This window comes from Advenella kashmirensis WT001 (genome assembly GCF_000219915.2).
Taxonomy (GTDB): Bacteria; Pseudomonadota; Gammaproteobacteria; order Burkholderiales; family Burkholderiaceae_B; genus Advenella; species Advenella kashmirensis.
Map to the genome: position 1 here is coordinate 2,827,398 of NC_017964.1, position 17,552 is coordinate 2,844,949.

Genomic DNA, 17,552 nt, shown 5'->3' on the forward strand with positions numbered 1-17,552 from the left:
TGACATCGATAGAAAACACTGTAAAATCATATAATGTTCTTATAATAACGCGGCAATGGTATTATCAGATTGCTTTTTGAACTTTAACTAACAGTCACTTCCAAATTATGCATAAACGTTTGCTTCGAACTTCTCTCATTGCGTTGGGCTGCCTGACTATTGCAGGTTGCAGCAGCATGATGACCCGAGAAGCTGACAGAACAGCCGGTATGTCAGCGCCCCAGTTATATCAGGAGGCTCGCGACAACGTGCGCAGTAATGACTATAAAACCGCGCGCACCTATCTGGAAGCAGTCGAAGCCCGTTATCCCTATTCCAGTTTCGCCCAGCAATCGCTGATCGATCAGGCCTATGTGAACTGGAAGGACAACGAACCGGAAAAGGCCGTGGCTGTCATTGACCGCTTCCTGCGCCTGTATCCCAGCCATCCGGGCACCGATTACATGCTGTATCTGAAAGGTCTGGTTACGTTTACGCCGCCCAGCTCCTATCTGCGCAGCCTGACCGGGCAGGATCCCAGCGAACGCGACCCCAAGGGTCTGCGCCAGTCATATGACGCGTTCAATGAGCTTATCCAGCGCTATCCGGAAAGCCGCTATACCCGTGACGCCAGGCAGCGCCTGACATGGCTGGTTAGCACCATTGCCGACAACGAAGTCAACGTGGCAAAATACTATTACACACGTCATGCCTATGTTGCTGCCATCAACCGCAGTCAGTCGGTCCTGAAAGACTTTACCGGTGTGGCCGCTGCCGAACCTGCGCTATATATCATGATGAAGTCGTACCAGCAACTTGGCATGGCCGACCAGGCCAACGATGCAAAACGGATTCTGGATCAGAACTACCCTAACAGCAAATACTATGAACAAGGCCTAGAGGACAGCGGTGGCTGGTTCTCATGGCTGAATCCATCACGCGTCTTCAATTAAGACAGACCGGACTCATACCTTCAGGTAAAAAAGGCGGCCCATGGGTCGCCTTTTTGTTACTGCACCGGTTGCAAACGAATTTACGATACTGCGTCATCGCCCGCCGGTAGTGCGATCTCCTTTGCATGGGTCTGGAGAAAGGCGGTTGCCTCGTCAAGCTTGCGCGTACGACGAAACGGCGGCAGACCGCGCCACAATAGTTTTCCATAGGGTTTCTCAACCAGGCGCCGATCCCCGACCACCAGCAGCCCCCAATCCTTTTCGGTGCGAATCAGTCGACCTGCACCCTGCTTCAAGGCAATGGCGGCGCTGGGCAATTGGTATTCAAAAAACGGGTTGCCGCCGGACTCGCGACAGGCTTTGATACGGGCTTCAAGCACCGGATCATCGGGTGGCGCAAAAGGCAGTTTGTCAATCGCCACCAGGGTAAGCATATCGCCCGGTAAATCTATTCCTTCCCAGAAACTGGCGCTGCCGACCAGCACGGCGTTCTTCAGTTGGCGAAACTGTTCCAGCAAAGTGCCACGCGAGCTTTCCCCCTGGCGCAATACCGGTCGTTCAATGAAATGCGTATCAAAGGCCTCCAGCAGCAAGGCCGATATATTGTCGACTGCGCGCAAGGTTGTGCACAATACCAGCACACCACCCGGGCTGGCCTGGATTAACGGGATCAGCGTTGTCACAAACTGCTTCTGAAAATCGGGTGACTGCGGCTCGGGCAGATGATCAGGCACATACAGCATGGCGTGGTCCTGGTAATCAAAAGGCGACTCCCATCTTTCGGTACGGGCGCCATAGAGCCCGAGCTGACGGGTGTAGTGCGAAAAATCCTTGTAGACCGACAAGGTGGCAGAGGTAAAAATCCAGGCCTGATCCTTGCGCCGCTGGCGCGAGAAAGCATCAGCAACCGACAACGGCGCCATTTGCAGACGAAAATGGTGCAGCCCCACCTCGACCCAGCGCACCAGCTGTTCGGTCACCACGTTACCGGCTTTGGATTCAGCCGCCTGTCCTGTTCGCGGCATCGCATTAACAGCCGGTTCAGCGTTGTCGCGGGTCACGCCTTCCGGCAGAATAACCGGTTGCGACCAGCGGTACAGTCGTGCACACAATTCCGTGCCCGACTTTGCCGCAGTCGCCAGATCGGGATGGCGCTCCTGCACAGCAGTGAGCATGCCCGTGAGCGTAACCAGCTCATCGTAAAGCTTATTCAGAATATCAAAAAACCGATCAGCTTCGGGAATCTGCTCAAAGGTCGCCTTGCGTCCGGGCATTTTTTCTATGGGCGCCGCCACCAGGCGCAGGTCTTTCACATAATAAGATACCCGTTGGCAGGCTTCGGTCCATTTGGCGCTGTCACGCGCATACGCCAGCGCCGCCACTTCGGCAGATTTCAGAAAATCGGTGATATTGCCCGAATAGACCACATCGCCCATAAAACGCGTGGCCGTGTCGGGCAACTGGTGCGCTTCATCGAATACCACTGCATCGGCGGCCGGCAACAGGTCTGTAATGCCTTCCTCCCGCAACACCAGATCGGCAAAAAACAGGGCGTGGTTAATGACGACAACATCGGCTTCCTGCGCCTGCCGGCGTGCCTTGAGCAAAAAGCACTCCTTGACGTTGGGGCAGTCCTGACCAAGACAGTTTTCCCGGGTCGAGGTTACCCGGTTCCAGATATCGGCGTCTTCCGGCACCTGACCACAATCGGTTTTGTCACCGGAGCGCGAGCGGGTTGCGAATACGCGGATTTGCCGCAACTGGGAGATTTCATCCCTGGACTTGAGCGCGCGCTCGTCCTGCTCCAGCCGATCCAGATGATAATGACAGACGTAATTGCTTCTGCCCTTGAGCAACGCGACCTGAACCGGCAGCGCCAGGGCATCACGAACCCGTGGGACATCTTTGGTGAACAGCTGATCCTGCAAGGTCCGGGTGCCGGTGGAGATCAGCACTTTGCCGCCCGACAGAAACGCCGGAATCAGATAGGCCCAGGTTTTACCGGTGCCGGTGCCGGCCTCGGCCACCAACACCGAATGCGAGGCAATCGTTTCATCGACGGCCTGCGCCAGCTGGATCTGCGCGTCGCGCAGCGTATAGCCGGGCACCGCTGCCGCCAGCGGTCCCTCCTGACCAAACCAGTCGGAAATATCAAAATCAAGTACTCGCACAACGTTTCCTACGACCTCGCCTTGCGGCATTACATGTGGCATCATACTCCAGTTCTGCTGCGCCAACCGCGATGCTTATGGCACAATGTCGCGTTAAGTTTAATTATTACCGTTAAGTATGAACGCATCCTCTCCTTCTGTTACTGCCTCTTCCCCGCTGGTTGACCCGGCGCGCATTATTGCATTGCTGGCTGCCGAACTCAATGTTCGTGCCAGCCAGATCGAAGCGACCGTTTCGCTGCTTGACGACGGGGCGACCGTTCCGTTTATCGCGCGCTATCGCAAGGAAGCCACCGGCGGCCTGGACGACACCGTATTGCGTAACCTGGAAGTGCGACTGGCCTATGTCAGGGAACTGGAGTCGCGCCGCGCCGCCGTGCTCGAATCCATTGGCGGTCAGGGCAAGCTTACGCCCGAGCTGAGCGAAGCCATCGCAGCGGCCGACACCAAGCAGCGCCTGGAAGACCTGTACGCACCCTTCAAGCCCAAGCGCCGCACCCGCGCCCAGATCGCCCGGGAAGCCGGCCTGCAACCGCTGGCCGACCTGTTGCTGACCGAGAGCAATGCCGATCCGCTAGTTGCGGCCCAGGACTATGTCAATGAAGAGCTGGGCGTCAAAGATACCCGCGCTGCACTGGATGGCGCACGGGACATTCTGGCCGAACAGTTCTCCGAGAATGCAGACCTGGTTGCCAATATGCGCGACTACCTGGGCCAGCATGGCTTTCTGTACTCCAAGGTTATTGAAGGCAAAGAAGAGGAAGGCGCCAATTTTCGTGACTGGTTCGATTTTCGCGAATCCATCCGTAGCCTGCCCTCGCATCGCGTATTGGCCCTGTTGCGCGGTCGCCAGCAAGGGGCGCTGGATTTGCGCATCGGCCTGAGCGACGAACAGGATGCGCTGGTACCTCATCCTTGTGTAGAACGCATCAGCCGTTTTCTGGAACTGGATGCCGATTATTCCCCCGCAGCCAACGCCCGTGGCAAATGGCTGGCCGACGTAGCACGCTGGACATGGCGCGTGAAAATGCTCACCGCCTTCGAATCCGAATTCATCACCAAACTGCGCGAAGAGGCCGAGGCCGAAGCCATTCGCGTTTTTGCTGCAAACCTGAAAGATTTGCTGCTGGCAGCGCCGGCCGGCCCCAAATCAGTGCTGGGCCTGGACCCGGGCATTCGTACTGGCGTCAAGGTGGCCGCCATCGACAAAACCGGCAAAGTGCTCGATACCGCCACCATCTATCCCTTTGAGCCACGGCGCGATCGTAACGGATCTCTGGCCACGCTGGCAGCCCTCGTCAACAAACACAAGATTGAACTGATTGCCATCGGTAACGGTACAGCCTCGCGCGAGACCGAGAAGCTGGCCGCCGAGCTGATCGAAGCCCTGCCCAATGCGGGACTGCGCAAAATCGTTGTCTCCGAAGCCGGTGCTTCTGTGTATTCGGCCTCGGAACTGGCTGCCAAGGAATTTCCCGACATGGATGTGAGCCTGCGCGGTGCGGTGTCCATTGCCCGCCGCCTGCAGGATCCCCTGGCCGAACTGGTAAAAATCGAGCCCAAGGCTATCGGTGTCGGCCAGTACCAGCACGATATCAACCAGCGGGAGCTGGCACGTTCACTGGATACCGTTATCGAGGATTGCGTGAACGCGGTGGGCGTCGATGTAAACACGGCCTCGGCCGCCCTGCTCTCACGGGTATCAGGCCTGAACTCCACGCTGGCCCGCAATATCGTCGATTGGCGTGACCAGAATGGCGCATTCCCAACGCGTAAAACCCTGATGGACGTTTCGCGATTCGGTGCCAAGGCCTTCGAACAGGCAGCCGGCTTTCTGCGCATCCAGAACGGCGACAACCCGCTGGATGCCTCTGCCGTTCACCCCGAAGCGTATCCTGTCGTCGAGCGCATCCTGGATAAAATCCGCAAGGATGTCAAAACGGTCATGGGTAACAAGGAAGCGCTAAGCGGACTGTCTCCGAACGAATTCACCGATGAACGCTTCGGCCTGCCCACCGTGAAAGACATTTTCCTGGAATTGGAAAAGCCAGGGCGTGACCCCCGCCCCGAGTTCAAGACCGTCACTTTCCAGGAAGGCGTCGAAACGATCAAGGATTTGTCAGAAGGCATGATTCTGGATGGCGTGGTCACCAACGTCGCCAATTTCGGCGCGTTTGTAGACATTGGCGTGCACCAGGACGGCCTGGTGCATATTTCCGCCCTGTCCGACACGTTTGTGAAAGATCCGCGGGACGTGGTTCGCGTGGGCCAGACCGTCAAAGTCAAGGTGCAGGAAGTGGACGTGGCGCGTAATCGTATCGGCCTGACCATGAGGCTGAACGACGATACCGGGCCTGTGGCGCGACGCGACTCACGGCCGGGCGCGGCTGCGCCAAGATCAAACGGTGGCGGGCGACAACCGGCGCGCAATCAGGCGCCGGCGGCCACATCCATGAACGCCATGGCCGCTGCATTTGCCAAACTTAAAAAATAGAAGATAAAAGACTGCGGCCCGTTTACATAACGGGCCGCGATCAGATGGGTTAGTTGGCAGATCAGTTAGCGCTTACGCCCAGTTTGGTAATCAGGCACCCCAGCGATCCACCTCGTCATTGATGAATGAGCCAAATTGCTCTGGGGTCATCTCCTGCGGAATAGCGCCCAGATTTGCCAGTTGTTTCTGCACATCGGGTTTGGCTACCACTTTGAGAATCGCCTTATTGAGCAAGGCCACGTCTTCCTTGGGCATTTGAGCCGGGGCCAATACGCCGAACCACGACGAAATATCAAAGTCCTTGAAGCCTTCCTCGATCATCGTGGGCAATTGGGGCGCCACTGCCGATTTTTCCTTGCTGGTCACCGCCAGCGCCTTGAGCTTGCCGGAACTGACAAACGGCCAGGCCGACGGCATATTATCAAACTCCATTAGTACGTCGCCGGACATCACTGCGGTCAGGCCTGGCGCGCTGCCCTTGAACGGCACATGCAGAACCTGGGTTCCGGCATCCTGATTCAGTTGTTCGCCACACAGGAACTGCGAGGAACCAACACCTGAAGAAGCATAGGTGGCCTTGTCCTTGTTCTTTTTGATGTATTCAACCAGTTCTTTCACATTATTGACCGGCAGCTTGGGATTGACCACCAGCACGTTGGGCACTTTGGCAATCAGGCGACCGGCGCAAAATCCTTTTTCAGATCATAGTTCAGCTTCTTGAACAACGTGGCATTAACTGAACTGGCAATGGTCGTGACGATAAGCGTGTAGCCATCGGGTTTGGCGCGGGCAACGTCCGTCATGGCAATATTGTTGCTGGCGCCCGGTTTGTTTTCCACCACAAAACTCTGCTTGAGCTCATCGCTCAATCCCTTGGCAACAATCCGCGCCACCAGGTCTGTGGTGCCGCCAGGCGTGTAGCCAACCAGTACCTTGACCGGTTGTGCATCCGGATAGGCTGCGCTGGCGCTGCCGGCAATCCCCAAAGCCAGAATCATGGCGCTGACTGTTTTGCTGAAATTTATCATCCTCGTCTCCGTTGTTGGCGGGCTGCATGCCCCCGTTGTGTAGATTAAAATCTGTATATTGAAAGCGTTACAAGCGCGGCGCCCAATGTCGTCCTGCTGCGTTGGCTTTCCCGTATGATCATTGTGCCAGCACGATGTTGCAGTCATCCGGTCGAACTACGGATAACAACAGGTCCGCCTGGCCCAATAGTAAATCAAGCACAGCTTTCCTGGGTATTTTCCACCAGCAAACTGCGTCCCCAGGTGGCCAGTTGACGAGCGACCGGCCCGACCTGCTGCACCTCATTTTCGGTCAATCCAGAGAACATCGGCAAGATCGGCCCCATATCGGCAATGCCGGCCAATGTCACGCCGTCGTGCAGGACCCGGATCGGGTTGATGCCATCGCGCAGCGCTTCAAACGCCATGTATGGCGCGCGCAAGGTGCGCGCGGTCGCCGTATCGTTCGCCTGCATTGCGCGCAACAGACCCATCGAACCGGCAGGCGCCAGGCACACCGAACCACTGGTAAAGGTTTTCAGGCCAAAATGCGCCATATGATCAATGGCCGGCGTCTCGCCAATGCCACTGACAATCAGCTCGGGACTGACGCAGGAAAGAATGGAACGCAGATACGGATCATCGGTAGGATCGCGCCGCACCACTGCATATTTGAAACTCACAATCCGCCCTTCTTCAACCAGGCTGGCCATGGTTTCGGCAGGCAGATAATTATCGGACTTGATGTAAACCACGATTTTGTCGCCGAACGCATCTGAAAAATAACGAATGCCGTCAGCCAGCCCCTGCTGCGTATAAGGAAACGTCATTGGCAAAAGCATTGCCGTGGGGAAGTCAAAGCCACGCAAAATCGCGGTCTGGTCGCGCATTTTCCCAAAATCGGGACCAACCGAAGGCAGCACCCACATATCGGATTGGGCCAGTTCGGCCAGTTGCGCCACCGTATCGGCGTAATCATTGACGCCCAGATGATAGAAATTGGCATTGCCGCCGTACATCACCGTACGCACACCACCTTCATAAAGATGAGATAACAAGGCCCGATTAGCAGATTTGTTCAGACGATATTCCGTGTCGCGCGCCAAAGGCGGTACTGCAATCACGGAGCGTTGGAGATCCTGGGATGAAACTGGCGATATTTTCATTTGCAATCCTGCTGTAGAGAAGTGACCCGTAAGTTGATTTGATATTTCATTTGACTTTATACCGATGTATAAATATAGTTGTCATACAAGTATAAATAACATCAGACATCTTATCTTAACAGAATAATATTGACGGAGACAAAACGTATGATTGAGAAAGTGATCGCGGGTGCACTTGCAACAACATTGATGGTAGCGGGACCGGCACTGGCAGCCTATCCGGACAAACCAGTAAGAATTATTGTGCCCTTCGTGCCGGGCGGCTCTTCGGATATCACCGCACGCGCCATCGCACCGGGAATGGAAAAAGTGCTGGGCCAGACAGTCATCGTCGAAAACAAGCCGGGTGCCAACGGTGCCATTGCCGCACAGGAATTGAAAAACGCCAAGCCCGATGGCTACACCTTGATGGTTGGCTCTATCGGCACCTTTGCCATTAACGAAGGGCTTTATAAAAAACTGGCTTACAAGCCCAGTGAAGACTTCGATTACGTGAGTCAACTGGTGCGCAATCCGAATGTGCTGGTGGTATCCTCGAAAATTCCGGTAAAAACCGTGGCCGAACTGATCGAGTATGCGGGCAAACATCCTGACCAAATTTCCTATGCCTCTTCCGGCACGGGTTCGTCTGACCATTTGTCAGCGGTGATGTTCCGACAGCGCAGCAACACCACGGGCATCGATGTCCCTTACAAAGGCGGTGCAGCAGCAATTGCCGACTTGCTGGGTGCGCAGGTCGATGTGTCATTCCAGAACCTGGGGGCTGTACTGACACACGTGCAAAGCGGCAAACTCAAGGCGCTAGCAATTACCGGTGCGCAGCGCTCTCCGGAGCTGCCCGATACGCCAACCATGGCTGAATCTGGCATAAAGAACATGGTCGTGTACTCCTGGCAAGGGGTTGCCGCGCCAACGGGCACACCCAAAGACGTCATAGACAAATTGCACCAGGCAGTCAGCGAAAGTCTGAAGCAGCCGCGCACGCAGGAAACCATGAAAAAACTGGGCTTCACGGTCGTGGGCAATAATCCGGACGAATTTACCCAATTCCAGAAGGAAGAAGTAAGCAAGTGGAAAGAAGTGATCAAGTCAGCCGGGCTGAGCCAATAGAAGCCAAATAGCAGATGCAATAACAGCGTATATTGCATCTGCATTGTGCCAGTTCGCACCAACAAAATGGGTGTCAGTTTACCGGTGCCAATGGCGTGCCGTGACTGCCGGCCGACACGTATATGGCATCCGCAGTACTCCCCGGTATCTATTGCACGCGCCTGTGCTTCTGCGCGGATCGGCTTGTCCGACTGAACCTGCTCCCCGCCACCTCACTATTCAAACATCGGTGCCTTCATCCGTTGCAGCAAACTGCATGGCCCACATACGCGCGTACACGCCATTGGCCTGCAACAGCCTGACATGAGAGCCTTGCTCGACCACCCTGCCCTGATCCATGACCAGAACTCTATCGGCTTCCACGATCGTGGACAGGCGGTGGGCGATAATCATGGTGCTGCGGCCCTTGGTGATTTTGTACAGTTCATCCTGAATCGCTCTTTCGGTGCGTGTATCCAGCGCACTGGTTGCTTCATCCAGCACCAGGATGGGCGGGTTTTTCAGAATGGTGCGGGCAATGGCCACGCGCTGCTTTTCGCCCCCGGACAATTTCAGACCACGCTCGCCCACCTGCGTGTCATAACCCTCGGGCAACGACATCACAAATTCGTGAATGCTGGCAGCCCGGGCGGCTTCCAGCACTTCTTCCCGTGTTGCATCAGGACGCCCATAGGCAATGTTGTAATAAATACTGTTATTGAACAAAACCGTGTCCTGCGGCACGATCCCGATATGCTGGCGCAGACTCAGTTGCGTGTACTCCCGGATATCACGACCGTTGATCGTGATCCGTCCTGAAGTAACGTCATAGAAGCGAAACAGCAACCGCGCCAGCGTAGATTTGCCGGCGCCCGAGGTGCCAACCACGGCAACCGTTTCGCCCGCAGCAATCGTAAAATTCACGTCATGCAATATCTGCCTTTCCGGTTCATAGGCAAAACCCACATGATCAAAGCGAATTTCTGCATCGCGCGTGTCCAGGGGCACACTCTGTGGCGTGTCTTCAATTTCCTGGTGCTGATCAAGAATACCGAACATGCGCTCCATATCCGACAGGGAGTTCTTGATTTCACGATAGATGAATCCCAGAAAATTGAGCGGTGCATACAGCTGCGTCAGATAGGCAGAAATAAGGACAATATCTCCCACCGTCATCTGGCCGGTCGTCACCCGTCCGGCCGCCATCCACAACAGGACCACCATGCCAAGCGTGATAATGACGCCCTGGCCGGCATTCAGCAGGTTCAGCGATATCTGGTTTTTAACTGCCGAGTCTACCCAACTGCCCAGATTGCTATCGTAGCGATGGATCTCATACGATTCGTTATTGAAATACTTGACGGTTTCATAATTGATCAGCGCGTCGATCGCCTGTGTGTTGGCCATGCTGTCCAGGCTGTTCATGCGCCGGCGCATGACCATGCGCCGCTCCGTGACCACAAGTGTGAATACGATATAGGCAGCGATGGTGGCCAGGATGACAACAGCAAACCAGATATCATAGCGAACCAGTAAAATGACCATGACCATGGTCAGTTCAAGCAAGGTCGGCAGAATATTGAACAAGGTAAAGTTAAGCAGGAAACCAATACCCTTGGTGCCCCGATCCATGTCGCGACTGAGGCCGCCAGTCTGTCGCTCCAGGTGATAGCGGATGGAAAGACCGAAAAGATGCGTAAAGATTGTGGTGGCAATACGCTGTATTGAGCCCTGCGTGACCTTGGAAAACAGGGCGTCACGCAACTCTGAAAAGATACTGCTGGAGATACGGGCAAAGCCGTAGGCCAGCAGCGCGGCAGCCGGCAACATCAGCGCCGTTCCGGGCAGGCTGAGCTGGTCGACAATGTCCTTGAGGTATACAGGCAGCATGACGCTGGCCACTTTGGCGATCACAAGGCAGGCTAGCGCGGCCATCACCCGCCACTTGAACATCCAGATATAGGGCAGCAATGAAACAATGACGCCAAATCCTTTTTTTCTTGCTGCACGTGATGCATCTGCCTGCGTTTTGCTATTTTCCATCGGGTTCATCATGATCGTAACGGTGGCACCGAACACTATGCATCGGCGTTTCTGTGGATACGGGTTTGAGCTGTTGCTGCTGTTCACATCCCTGCTTGCGAAAAGCACAGCGGTCCAGGAAAAAGCAACCCGTTGGCAACACGCGATTGCCCGGCAGTTCAGGAATGGCCTGCGCCCCGCTCTCCGGCAATGGCGCGCCCAGCACCGGTACGGCATCCAGCAATAGCCGCGTGTAAGGATGGCGCTGCCGGGCCAGGACCTGCGCGGTGTCACCCAGCTCCACGATTTGCCCCAGATACATGACGGCAATGCGGTTGCTCATGTGCCGGATGACCGAGACGTTGTGGGAAATGAGGATATACGTAAGCTGATGTTCCCGCTGCAAGGTGAACAGCAGATTAATAATCTGCGCCTGCACTGAAATATCAAGTGCCGAGGTCGGCTCATCGAGTACGATGACATCCGGATCGGAGGCCAGCGCGCGGGCAATGGCAATACGCTGGCGCTGCCCCCCCGAAAACTCGTGCGGATAGCGGTTCAGATAATCTGGCGACAGGCCGACCTGTTGCGCCAGTCGTGACGCACGTGCCCGCATCACCGACTCCTGGGATTCGCCTTTAACGTAGGACGGTTCGGTGATGATTTTCCAGACGGGCAAGCGCGGATCCAGCGAGGATTGCGGGTCCTGGAAAACGATTTGCACATTGGGCTGGCCTCGGTCATTGTTCCAGCGCAATTGACCTTGTGTCGGTTGTTGCAGACCCATCAGCACCTGGGCCAGGGTAGTTTTGCCACAGCCGGATTCGCCCACCACGCCCAGCGTTTCGCCGCGCCTGACCGTCAGGTCTACCCCATTGAGCGCATGCGCCCAGGTTCGGGCCTGGCCGCGCCAGTTGCGTTTTACGGGAAAACGGACATGGATGTCATCAAGTGTGAGAACAGCTTCAGGCATCGTGTTCCTCATTAACGGTCATCCAGCAGGCAGCAGCATGCCCGGGGGAGCCGGCCACGGACATGAGCGGTGGCACCTGGCTACAGGCCGGCGCCTGCAAGCTGCAGCGGTTACGAAAAGCACATCCTTCAGGCAGATCGGCCAGATTGGGCACCTGCCCGGCAATTGCAAGCAGCGGCGCGCCGGCGCTCGCGTTTTCAGGCAACGCTCCAAGCAACCCGCGGGTGTATGGGTGGTTTGGCCGGCCAATCACATCGGCGACTGCGCCCTGCTCTACCACGCTGCCTGCGTATATCACATAGATACGTTCACAAAATTGCGATACCACTGCCATATCATGCGTGATAAGCAAAATGGCCGTTCCGGTCTTCTTCGCCCGTTCGCGCAGCAGCATTAAAACCTGTTTCTGCACCGTAACATCAAGGGCTGTTGTCGGCTCATCAGCGATCAGCAACGATGGATCACAGGAAAACGCCAGGGCAATCATGATCCGCTGGCGCATGCCGCCGGACAACTCGAAGGGATAGGCATCGAATACCTGCGCGGGGTCGGCAATATGCATATCCCGCAGCAGCGAGATAGCACGCTCGCGCGCCTGTTTCGGGGACAGCGCAGTGTGCTTTCTGATGACATCTGTAATCTGACGGCCAACTCTCATGGTCGGATTCAGCGCAGTCATGGGCTCCTGGAAGATCATGGCCATATCGCTGCCGCGAATCTGGCGCATTTGCTTTTCCGACGCCTCCAGTATGTTCTTTCCCGATTTATGAATACTGCCCTGGCGAACAACATAGTTGGATTGCGGAATCAGACGCATGCTCATCATTGCAGTCACAGACTTTCCCGAGCCCGACTCGCCGACAATACCCACGATTTCCCCCGGCTGCACCTGAATGGTCACGCCATTGAGCGCCCGGACAGCGCCCCGGTAAATCGGAAATTCAATATGCAGATTATCTATGTCCAGGACCGGCGGGATACTGTCCTGCCCTGCTGCCGACGCCGCAACGTGCCGCGACGTATTGAGCTCACTGTACGGCGTCATTATTTCACCTTCTGTTTCGGGTCCAGCATATCACGAACACCGTCGCCCACAAGATTGAAACCGATGGCGGTGATCAGGATCGCCACGCCGGGAAATGTGGAATACCACCATTGATCCAGCAGAAAATTACGGCCCGAGGCGATCATGGCCCCCCATTCGGCGGTAGGCTGCTGGGCGCCCAAACCGATAAACCCGAGTGCGGCGGCCATGAGAATCGCATTGCCGATATCCAGCGTCATTTGCACAATCACCGGCGGCAATGCATTGCGCAAGACATGCCAGCGCACGATATGTCTTCGACCCGCGCCAAATGTTTTAGCCGCCTGGACATAAGCCATCTCGCGAATGCTCAGCGTCTGGCCGCGTGCCAGCCGCACATAATAGGGAATACGCACAATCGTAATCGCAATCATCGCATTGAACAGGCTTGGCCCCAAGGCCGCGGCCAGTGCCATCGTCAGTACCAGCGATGGGACCGACAGCACGATATCCATTGTGCGCATAATGATCGTATCTACGGTTCGGCCAATGACACCGGAAAAGCAGCCAATCACCGAACCGATAGCACTGGCAACGAACGCAACGAAAATACCGACGCCAATAGATTGACGCGCACCATACAGTACCCGGCTGAACAGATCCCTACCGACTTCGTCAGTCCCGAAAAAATGAGCAGCCGATGGCGGCAGCAGCCGACTGCCCAGATCAATGGCATTCGGATCATGCGCGGTCAGCAATGGCGCCAGAATTGCGGCAAGACACATGAGGATAATTAGCAGCAGCCCGAGCAGCATCATGGGGCTGCGGCGCAGTTGATACCAGAAATAAGCGAGCGAATAGGACAGTTGCGAAGTTGTGGTAGTGTTGGCGGTGCTCATCAGCTGCATCCTTGATACGTGGGTCCAGCACGCTGTACAGCAGATCAACCAGCATATTGAGCAGGACATAGACAAACGAGACCAGCACCGCGAACCCCATGACTGCCGGAAAATCCAGTGCCTGGATGGATTCGACCACATACAGACCCATGCCGGGCCAGCCAAAGACCGTCTCGGTCAGCACGGCACCGTATAACAGATCACCCATGGCCAGACCCAGTACGGTCACAGACGGAATCAGCGCATTGGGTAGTGCATGGCCCAGGATAATTTTCCAGCGACCCAGTCCATAGGCCTGGGCGGTACGCACATAATCCTCGGACAGTTGCTCCAGCATGGAAGAGCGGATCTGCCGGGCCACCACGCCCAGATGGACGAAGCTCAGGGTAAAGGCCGGCAGCACCAGGTGTTCAACGGTGCTGGAAAACAAATCCCAGTCTCCGGCAATAAGCGAATCAATCAGAAAAAAACCAGTCACGGTTGGTGGATCACCCAGCAGGCTGTCGATACGCCCGCCTGAAGGAAACCAGGACAAATGGCCATAGAAAATAATCAGCAAGCCCAGCCCCAGCCAGAATGCCGGCATGGAAATACCCGTCACGGCCAGGGTGCGCGCCAGCTGATCGACCCAGGAGTTTTTGTACACGGCTGACAAAACGCCCAGTGGAATGCCAATCAGCATGGAAAAGACCAGCGCCACAATGGCCAGCTCCAGGGTCGCCGGGAAAAATGCGAGCAGATCGTCGACAACCGGGCGGCCTGTGCGAATGGATGTACCCAGGTCCCCGTGCAACAAACCTTTGAGGTAGACCCAGTACTGCTCGTAAAGCGGCAGATCCAGCCCAAGCTTTTGCCGGATGCCGGCCACGATTTCTTCGGTCGCCCGATCTCCGGCAATCAGCCGTGCCGGGTCGCCGGGAATCAGATGAGACACGATGAAAGTGATCACTGATACGCCCAGCATGACCAGAATGAGCCAGGGCAGGCGCTTACACAATATCTGGAAAAACAAAACAGGCCCTTTCGGAATGGGTGGCGGCGTCTTGTTGCAGGCAAGACCGCTACTTCACCCGGTTAAATCAACCCACAACAATCGCGCTTGCCACGACAAAGCTGCGCAAGTGGCTGTTTTTTGCAAAATAACCGCAAGGCACGCACGGCATCACGCTGGGGCTGGTCATTGTCAACACGGCAGCCGCATCTCCTATGATTGAAAAAAAACGATATGTTGCCAGTTGTTGATACGGTGGCCATTGCCGGGGGGTTTTATAGCGCTGCTGGCAACGCCAATGGCAGGCCGGGCGCCACATGCGCCCCCGGCATTACCTGTTCTGGTCAGTCTTTGGAAATATCCGCTACATTATAGACATCATGCAGCATGGGATTGTATGCATAACCCTTCACATTGTCGCGCAAGCCCATTTGGTTGCTGTGCTGGAACAGATAGACATAGGCGTAATCTTTCACGGCCAGCTTTTGCGCCTGCTGGTAAAGTTCTGTTCGCTTGGCCTGATCGGTCTCTTGGGCAGCCTGGCGCACCAGTTTGTCCACTTCAGGATTGGAATAGAACGACCGGTTTCCAGGCAGCCCTTGCTTGGACGAATCAAACCAGTAATTCATGAACATGAAGGGATCGGCAAAATCCGGAGACCAGTTGCCGATCGAGATATCAAAGTCGCCTTTGCCCAGACGGTCGCGCATGGTGGCATTGGCCAGTTTTTCCAGTCTTACCTTGACGCCAACGGCCTGAAGGCTGGCCTGGACCGACAGCACAATGGGCTCCCAGTATGGCTCTTTGGTGGAGTACAGCAAGGTAAGCGGTTTGGCCGGTGCTGCCCCGCCTATGCTTGCCGTGGCGGCCGCCACATCGGTTTTGAAAGCGGGGGCGGCATCGTCGTGGGCCCACATCCCCTGGGGGATGGGACCATTAAGCGGTTTTGCCTCGCCATTCATGATACCGTTGATCATGCCGTTGTAATCGACTGCCTGGGCAATTGCCTTGCGCAGTGTCACATTGCTTAGTGGTCCGTTTTTGTTGTTCAGATACAGATACGTAACCAGGAGCGACGGTACTTTCTTGAATACTACGCCGCTGGCATTTTGCATGGCCTTGACCTGGTCAGGCTGGATGCTGCCGACGATGTCCAGATCACCATTTTGCAATTGCAGGCGCCGCGCCGATGCTTCGGGCACGATTTTGAATGCGACTTTTTCAAGTGCGGGCTTGGGTCCGCCATAATGCGGGTTGCGCTCCAGGATCAGGCTCTGGCCCTTATTCCATTTAGCCAGCTGATACGGCCCCGAACCGGCCGTATGCCCTGCCAGGTATTTGTCTGCGCCGCCCGCCTGCTGCTCTACTGCCGGATTGACAATGCCCGCGCCATTGTTGGCCAGAATATTCAGAAACGGCGCAAAAGGTTGATCCAGTTTGAACTCGACCGTCATGGGATCCTTGACCGTCACCTGCAACCCAGCCGGAAACGGTTCGGACGGACCCTGCTTCATTTTCATGAGACGGTCAAAACTGTATTTGACCGCCTGCGCATTAACAGGGGTGCCGTCGCTGAACTTTTGCCCGTCGTTCAGGGTGAATGTCCAGGTCAGCTTATCGGCAGAGGTTGTCCAGCTTTTTGCCAGTTCGCCTTCCACTTCGGTCGAGCCGCCTGCCTTGTATTTGATCAGACGCTGATAGCTGGGATAAGTAATGGACCAGTCATTATTGTCCATGGTCACTGCAATATCCAGCATTTGCGGATCGGCACTCTTGGAGATGACCAGCATGTTCTTGGGCGTAGCCGCCTGCGCCGCGACGCCGACAGACAATCCCAGGGTGGCGGCACAGGCCACCATGAATGCGTTTCTTATAAACGTACGGCGAACTGACATGGTAAGGCTCCGGTAGATTGACCTGATGACAGGCGCCCGGCCTGATTGCCGCTCCCTGCGCAGACTGCACCAGGGTGTTGCGGTTGACAGGCATTGGCGACAATGACTGGAATGCAGGAGAGAAAAATGGACACTCCCCCCTGCACATGAAGGACAAATCTTAGCAAATGTAATTGGAATAGGAAATAGTCATATATCCCTATACCAGAATCGCTCTAATGCACTCTGCCTTGCTATACCGTTACCAGCGTGCTTTCGATAATCGGGTAGGCGCTTGAATTGGGCAATTCATAATGCCACCATTCGGACTTGATGCCCCGAAAACCCGCATGCAGCATGATACCCAGCAAGAGCAACCGGTTTTTCTGCACCGCTGCGGGCAGATCTGCATAATCGTGGTGCGACGCGTCTTCCATGGCGTCAAAGCCCGTGCCCATATCCAGTTCGACGCCATGCTCATCCAGCAAAGTCACGTCTACTGCCGTGCCGCGCGAATGATGCGATCCCTGTGACGGATCCGCAACATACTGGGCATCGGGCAGCGCCGACCAGAAGATATGCTGCGCTGCTGGCGGCCGGTAACCGTCGAAAACCTTGAGGGTGTATCCGGCAGAACGGGCCAGCGCCGACGCCCGGAGCAATAACGGCGCCGCATCCTTATGCAATGCGCACTGCGCGGTCTGGTACACGATACGCCCTGCGATGTTATTGCTGCTGGCATACACCAGATCAATGACAACGCCATACTGTGCTTCATTGATGATATGCAAATCGTGATCGGTCACCCGGGTATCCATATGCTGACTCTGTTTGAAAAATGGAGGCAATATTGCCATAGCGTGATTTCGCTTATCGCAAATCTTATACGGCATGGGATGCGTAAGCAACC

Annotated in this window: 13 protein-coding genes and 1 pseudogene; 3 read left to right on the plus strand and 11 right to left on the minus strand. The window is 55.7% G+C overall.

Going from position 1 to position 17,552, the window contains the following annotated elements:
- Nucleotides 1-107 precede the first annotated feature (107 nt).
- Complete coding sequence (locus tag TKWG_RS13300; RefSeq protein WP_041709515.1) at nt 108-932, plus strand: outer membrane protein assembly factor BamD; 825 nt, start codon at nt 108-110, stop codon at nt 930-932.
- 80 nt (nt 933-1,012) lie between these two features.
- On the opposite strand, the gene TKWG_RS13305 is transcribed toward TKWG_RS13300, so the two are convergent.
- A complete protein-coding gene (locus TKWG_RS13305) occupies nt 1,013-3,148 on the minus strand; it encodes an ATP-dependent DNA helicase (protein WP_014751328.1) in 2,136 nt (711 codons plus the stop codon).
- Between the two features lie 73 nt (nt 3,149-3,221).
- On the opposite strand from TKWG_RS13305, the gene TKWG_RS13310 reads away from it, so the two are divergent.
- Nucleotides 3,222-5,597, plus strand: a complete 2,376-nt coding sequence (locus tag TKWG_RS13310; protein ID WP_014751329.1) for a Tex family protein — start codon at nt 3,222-3,224, stop codon at nt 5,595-5,597.
- A gap of 90 nt (nt 5,598-5,687) precedes the next feature.
- Here TKWG_RS13310 and TKWG_RS27200 read toward each other — a convergent pair whose 3' ends face one another.
- From TKWG_RS27200 to TKWG_RS13320, 3 genes are all read right to left on the minus strand, one after another.
- The gene (locus TKWG_RS27200; protein ID WP_407636849.1) at nt 5,688-6,260 is read right to left on the minus strand and encodes a Bug family tripartite tricarboxylate transporter substrate binding protein; all 573 of its coding nucleotides are present in this window, start codon (nt 6,258-6,260) and stop codon (nt 5,688-5,690) included.
- Between the two features lie 8 nt (nt 6,261-6,268).
- Nucleotides 6,269-6,625, minus strand: a complete 357-nt coding sequence (locus tag TKWG_RS27205; protein WP_407636850.1) for a Bug family tripartite tricarboxylate transporter substrate binding protein — start codon at nt 6,623-6,625, stop codon at nt 6,269-6,271.
- A gap of 194 nt (nt 6,626-6,819) precedes the next feature.
- Nucleotides 6,820-7,770, minus strand: coding sequence for a dihydrodipicolinate synthase family protein (locus tag TKWG_RS13320; protein WP_014751330.1), 951 nt, complete (start codon nt 7,768-7,770; stop codon nt 6,820-6,822).
- A 147-nt stretch (nt 7,771-7,917) separates the two neighbouring features.
- On the opposite strand from TKWG_RS13320, the gene TKWG_RS13325 reads away from it, so the two are divergent.
- Nucleotides 7,918-8,880 (plus strand): Bug family tripartite tricarboxylate transporter substrate binding protein, encoded by a 963-nt coding sequence (locus tag TKWG_RS13325; protein WP_014751331.1) that lies wholly within the window; start codon nt 7,918-7,920, stop codon nt 8,878-8,880.
- 219 nt (nt 8,881-9,099) lie between these two features.
- Here TKWG_RS13325 and TKWG_RS13330 read toward each other — a convergent pair whose 3' ends face one another.
- From TKWG_RS13330 to ddpX, 7 genes and pseudogenes are all read right to left on the minus strand, one after another.
- Complete coding sequence (locus tag TKWG_RS13330) at nt 9,100-10,902, minus strand: ABCB family ABC transporter ATP-binding protein/permease (RefSeq protein ID WP_014751332.1); 1,803 nt, start codon at nt 10,900-10,902, stop codon at nt 9,100-9,102.
- Nucleotides 10,892-11,854 (minus strand): oligopeptide/dipeptide ABC transporter ATP-binding protein, encoded by a 963-nt coding sequence (locus TKWG_RS13335; RefSeq protein ID WP_014751333.1) that lies wholly within the window; start codon nt 11,852-11,854, stop codon nt 10,892-10,894. Before TKWG_RS13335 ends, TKWG_RS13330 begins: the two co-directional genes overlap by 11 nt.
- Entirely contained in the window at nt 11,847-12,899 is a 1,053-nt protein-coding gene (locus TKWG_RS13340; protein WP_014751334.1) for an ABC transporter ATP-binding protein, read from the minus strand. The genes TKWG_RS13335 and TKWG_RS13340 overlap by 8 nt, the downstream gene beginning before the upstream one ends.
- A pseudogene (ddpC, locus tag TKWG_RS22635) lies at nt 12,899-13,714 on the minus strand (D,D-dipeptide ABC transporter permease); the annotation flags it as partial. The pseudogene ddpC and the gene TKWG_RS13340, both read right to left, overlap by 1 nt.
- Entirely contained in the window at nt 13,620-14,789 is a 1,170-nt protein-coding gene (locus tag TKWG_RS13345) for an ABC transporter permease (protein ID WP_014751336.1), read from the minus strand. The gene TKWG_RS13345 and the pseudogene ddpC, both read right to left, overlap by 95 nt.
- A gap of 323 nt (nt 14,790-15,112) precedes the next feature.
- On the minus strand, nt 15,113-16,663 hold the full coding sequence (locus TKWG_RS13355) for an ABC transporter substrate-binding protein (protein ID WP_041709520.1): 1,551 nt from the start codon (nt 16,661-16,663) through the stop codon (nt 15,113-15,115).
- A 233-nt stretch (nt 16,664-16,896) separates the two neighbouring features.
- On the minus strand, nt 16,897-17,460 hold the full coding sequence (gene ddpX / locus TKWG_RS13360) for a D-alanyl-D-alanine dipeptidase (protein ID WP_148274546.1): 564 nt from the start codon (nt 17,458-17,460) through the stop codon (nt 16,897-16,899).
- Nucleotides 17,461-17,552 lie beyond the last annotated feature (92 nt).

Bases quoted from the DNA above. Each gene is read 5' to 3' on its own strand.
- TKWG_RS13310 (WP_014751329.1), top strand. From the start codon at position 3,222: ATGAACGCATCCTCTCCTTCTGTTACTGCCTCTTCCCCGCTGGTTGAC.
- TKWG_RS13325 (WP_014751331.1), top strand. From the start codon at position 7,918: ATGATTGAGAAAGTGATCGCGGGTGCACTTGCAACAACATTGATGGTA.
- TKWG_RS13330 (WP_014751332.1), bottom strand. From the start codon at position 10,902: ATGGAAAATAGCAAAACGCAGGCAGATGCATCACGTGCAGCAAGAAAA.
- TKWG_RS13340 (WP_014751334.1), bottom strand. From the start codon at position 12,899: ATGACGCCGTACAGTGAGCTCAATACGTCGCGGCACGTTGCGGCGTCG.
- TKWG_RS13335 (WP_014751333.1), bottom strand. From the start codon at position 11,854: ATGCCTGAAGCTGTTCTCACACTTGATGACATCCATGTCCGTTTTCCC.
- TKWG_RS13300 (WP_041709515.1), top strand. From the start codon at position 108: ATGCATAAACGTTTGCTTCGAACTTCTCTCATTGCGTTGGGCTGCCTG.
- TKWG_RS13320 (WP_014751330.1), bottom strand. From the start codon at position 7,770: ATGAAAATATCGCCAGTTTCATCCCAGGATCTCCAACGCTCCGTGATT.
- TKWG_RS13305 (WP_014751328.1), bottom strand. From the start codon at position 3,148: ATGATGCCACATGTAATGCCGCAAGGCGAGGTCGTAGGAAACGTTGTG.
- ddpX (WP_148274546.1), bottom strand. From the start codon at position 17,460: ATGGATACCCGGGTGACCGATCACGATTTGCATATCATCAATGAAGCA.
- TKWG_RS13355 (WP_041709520.1), bottom strand. From the start codon at position 16,663: ATGTCAGTTCGCCGTACGTTTATAAGAAACGCATTCATGGTGGCCTGT.
- TKWG_RS27205 (WP_407636850.1), bottom strand. From the start codon at position 6,625: ATGATAAATTTCAGCAAAACAGTCAGCGCCATGATTCTGGCTTTGGGG.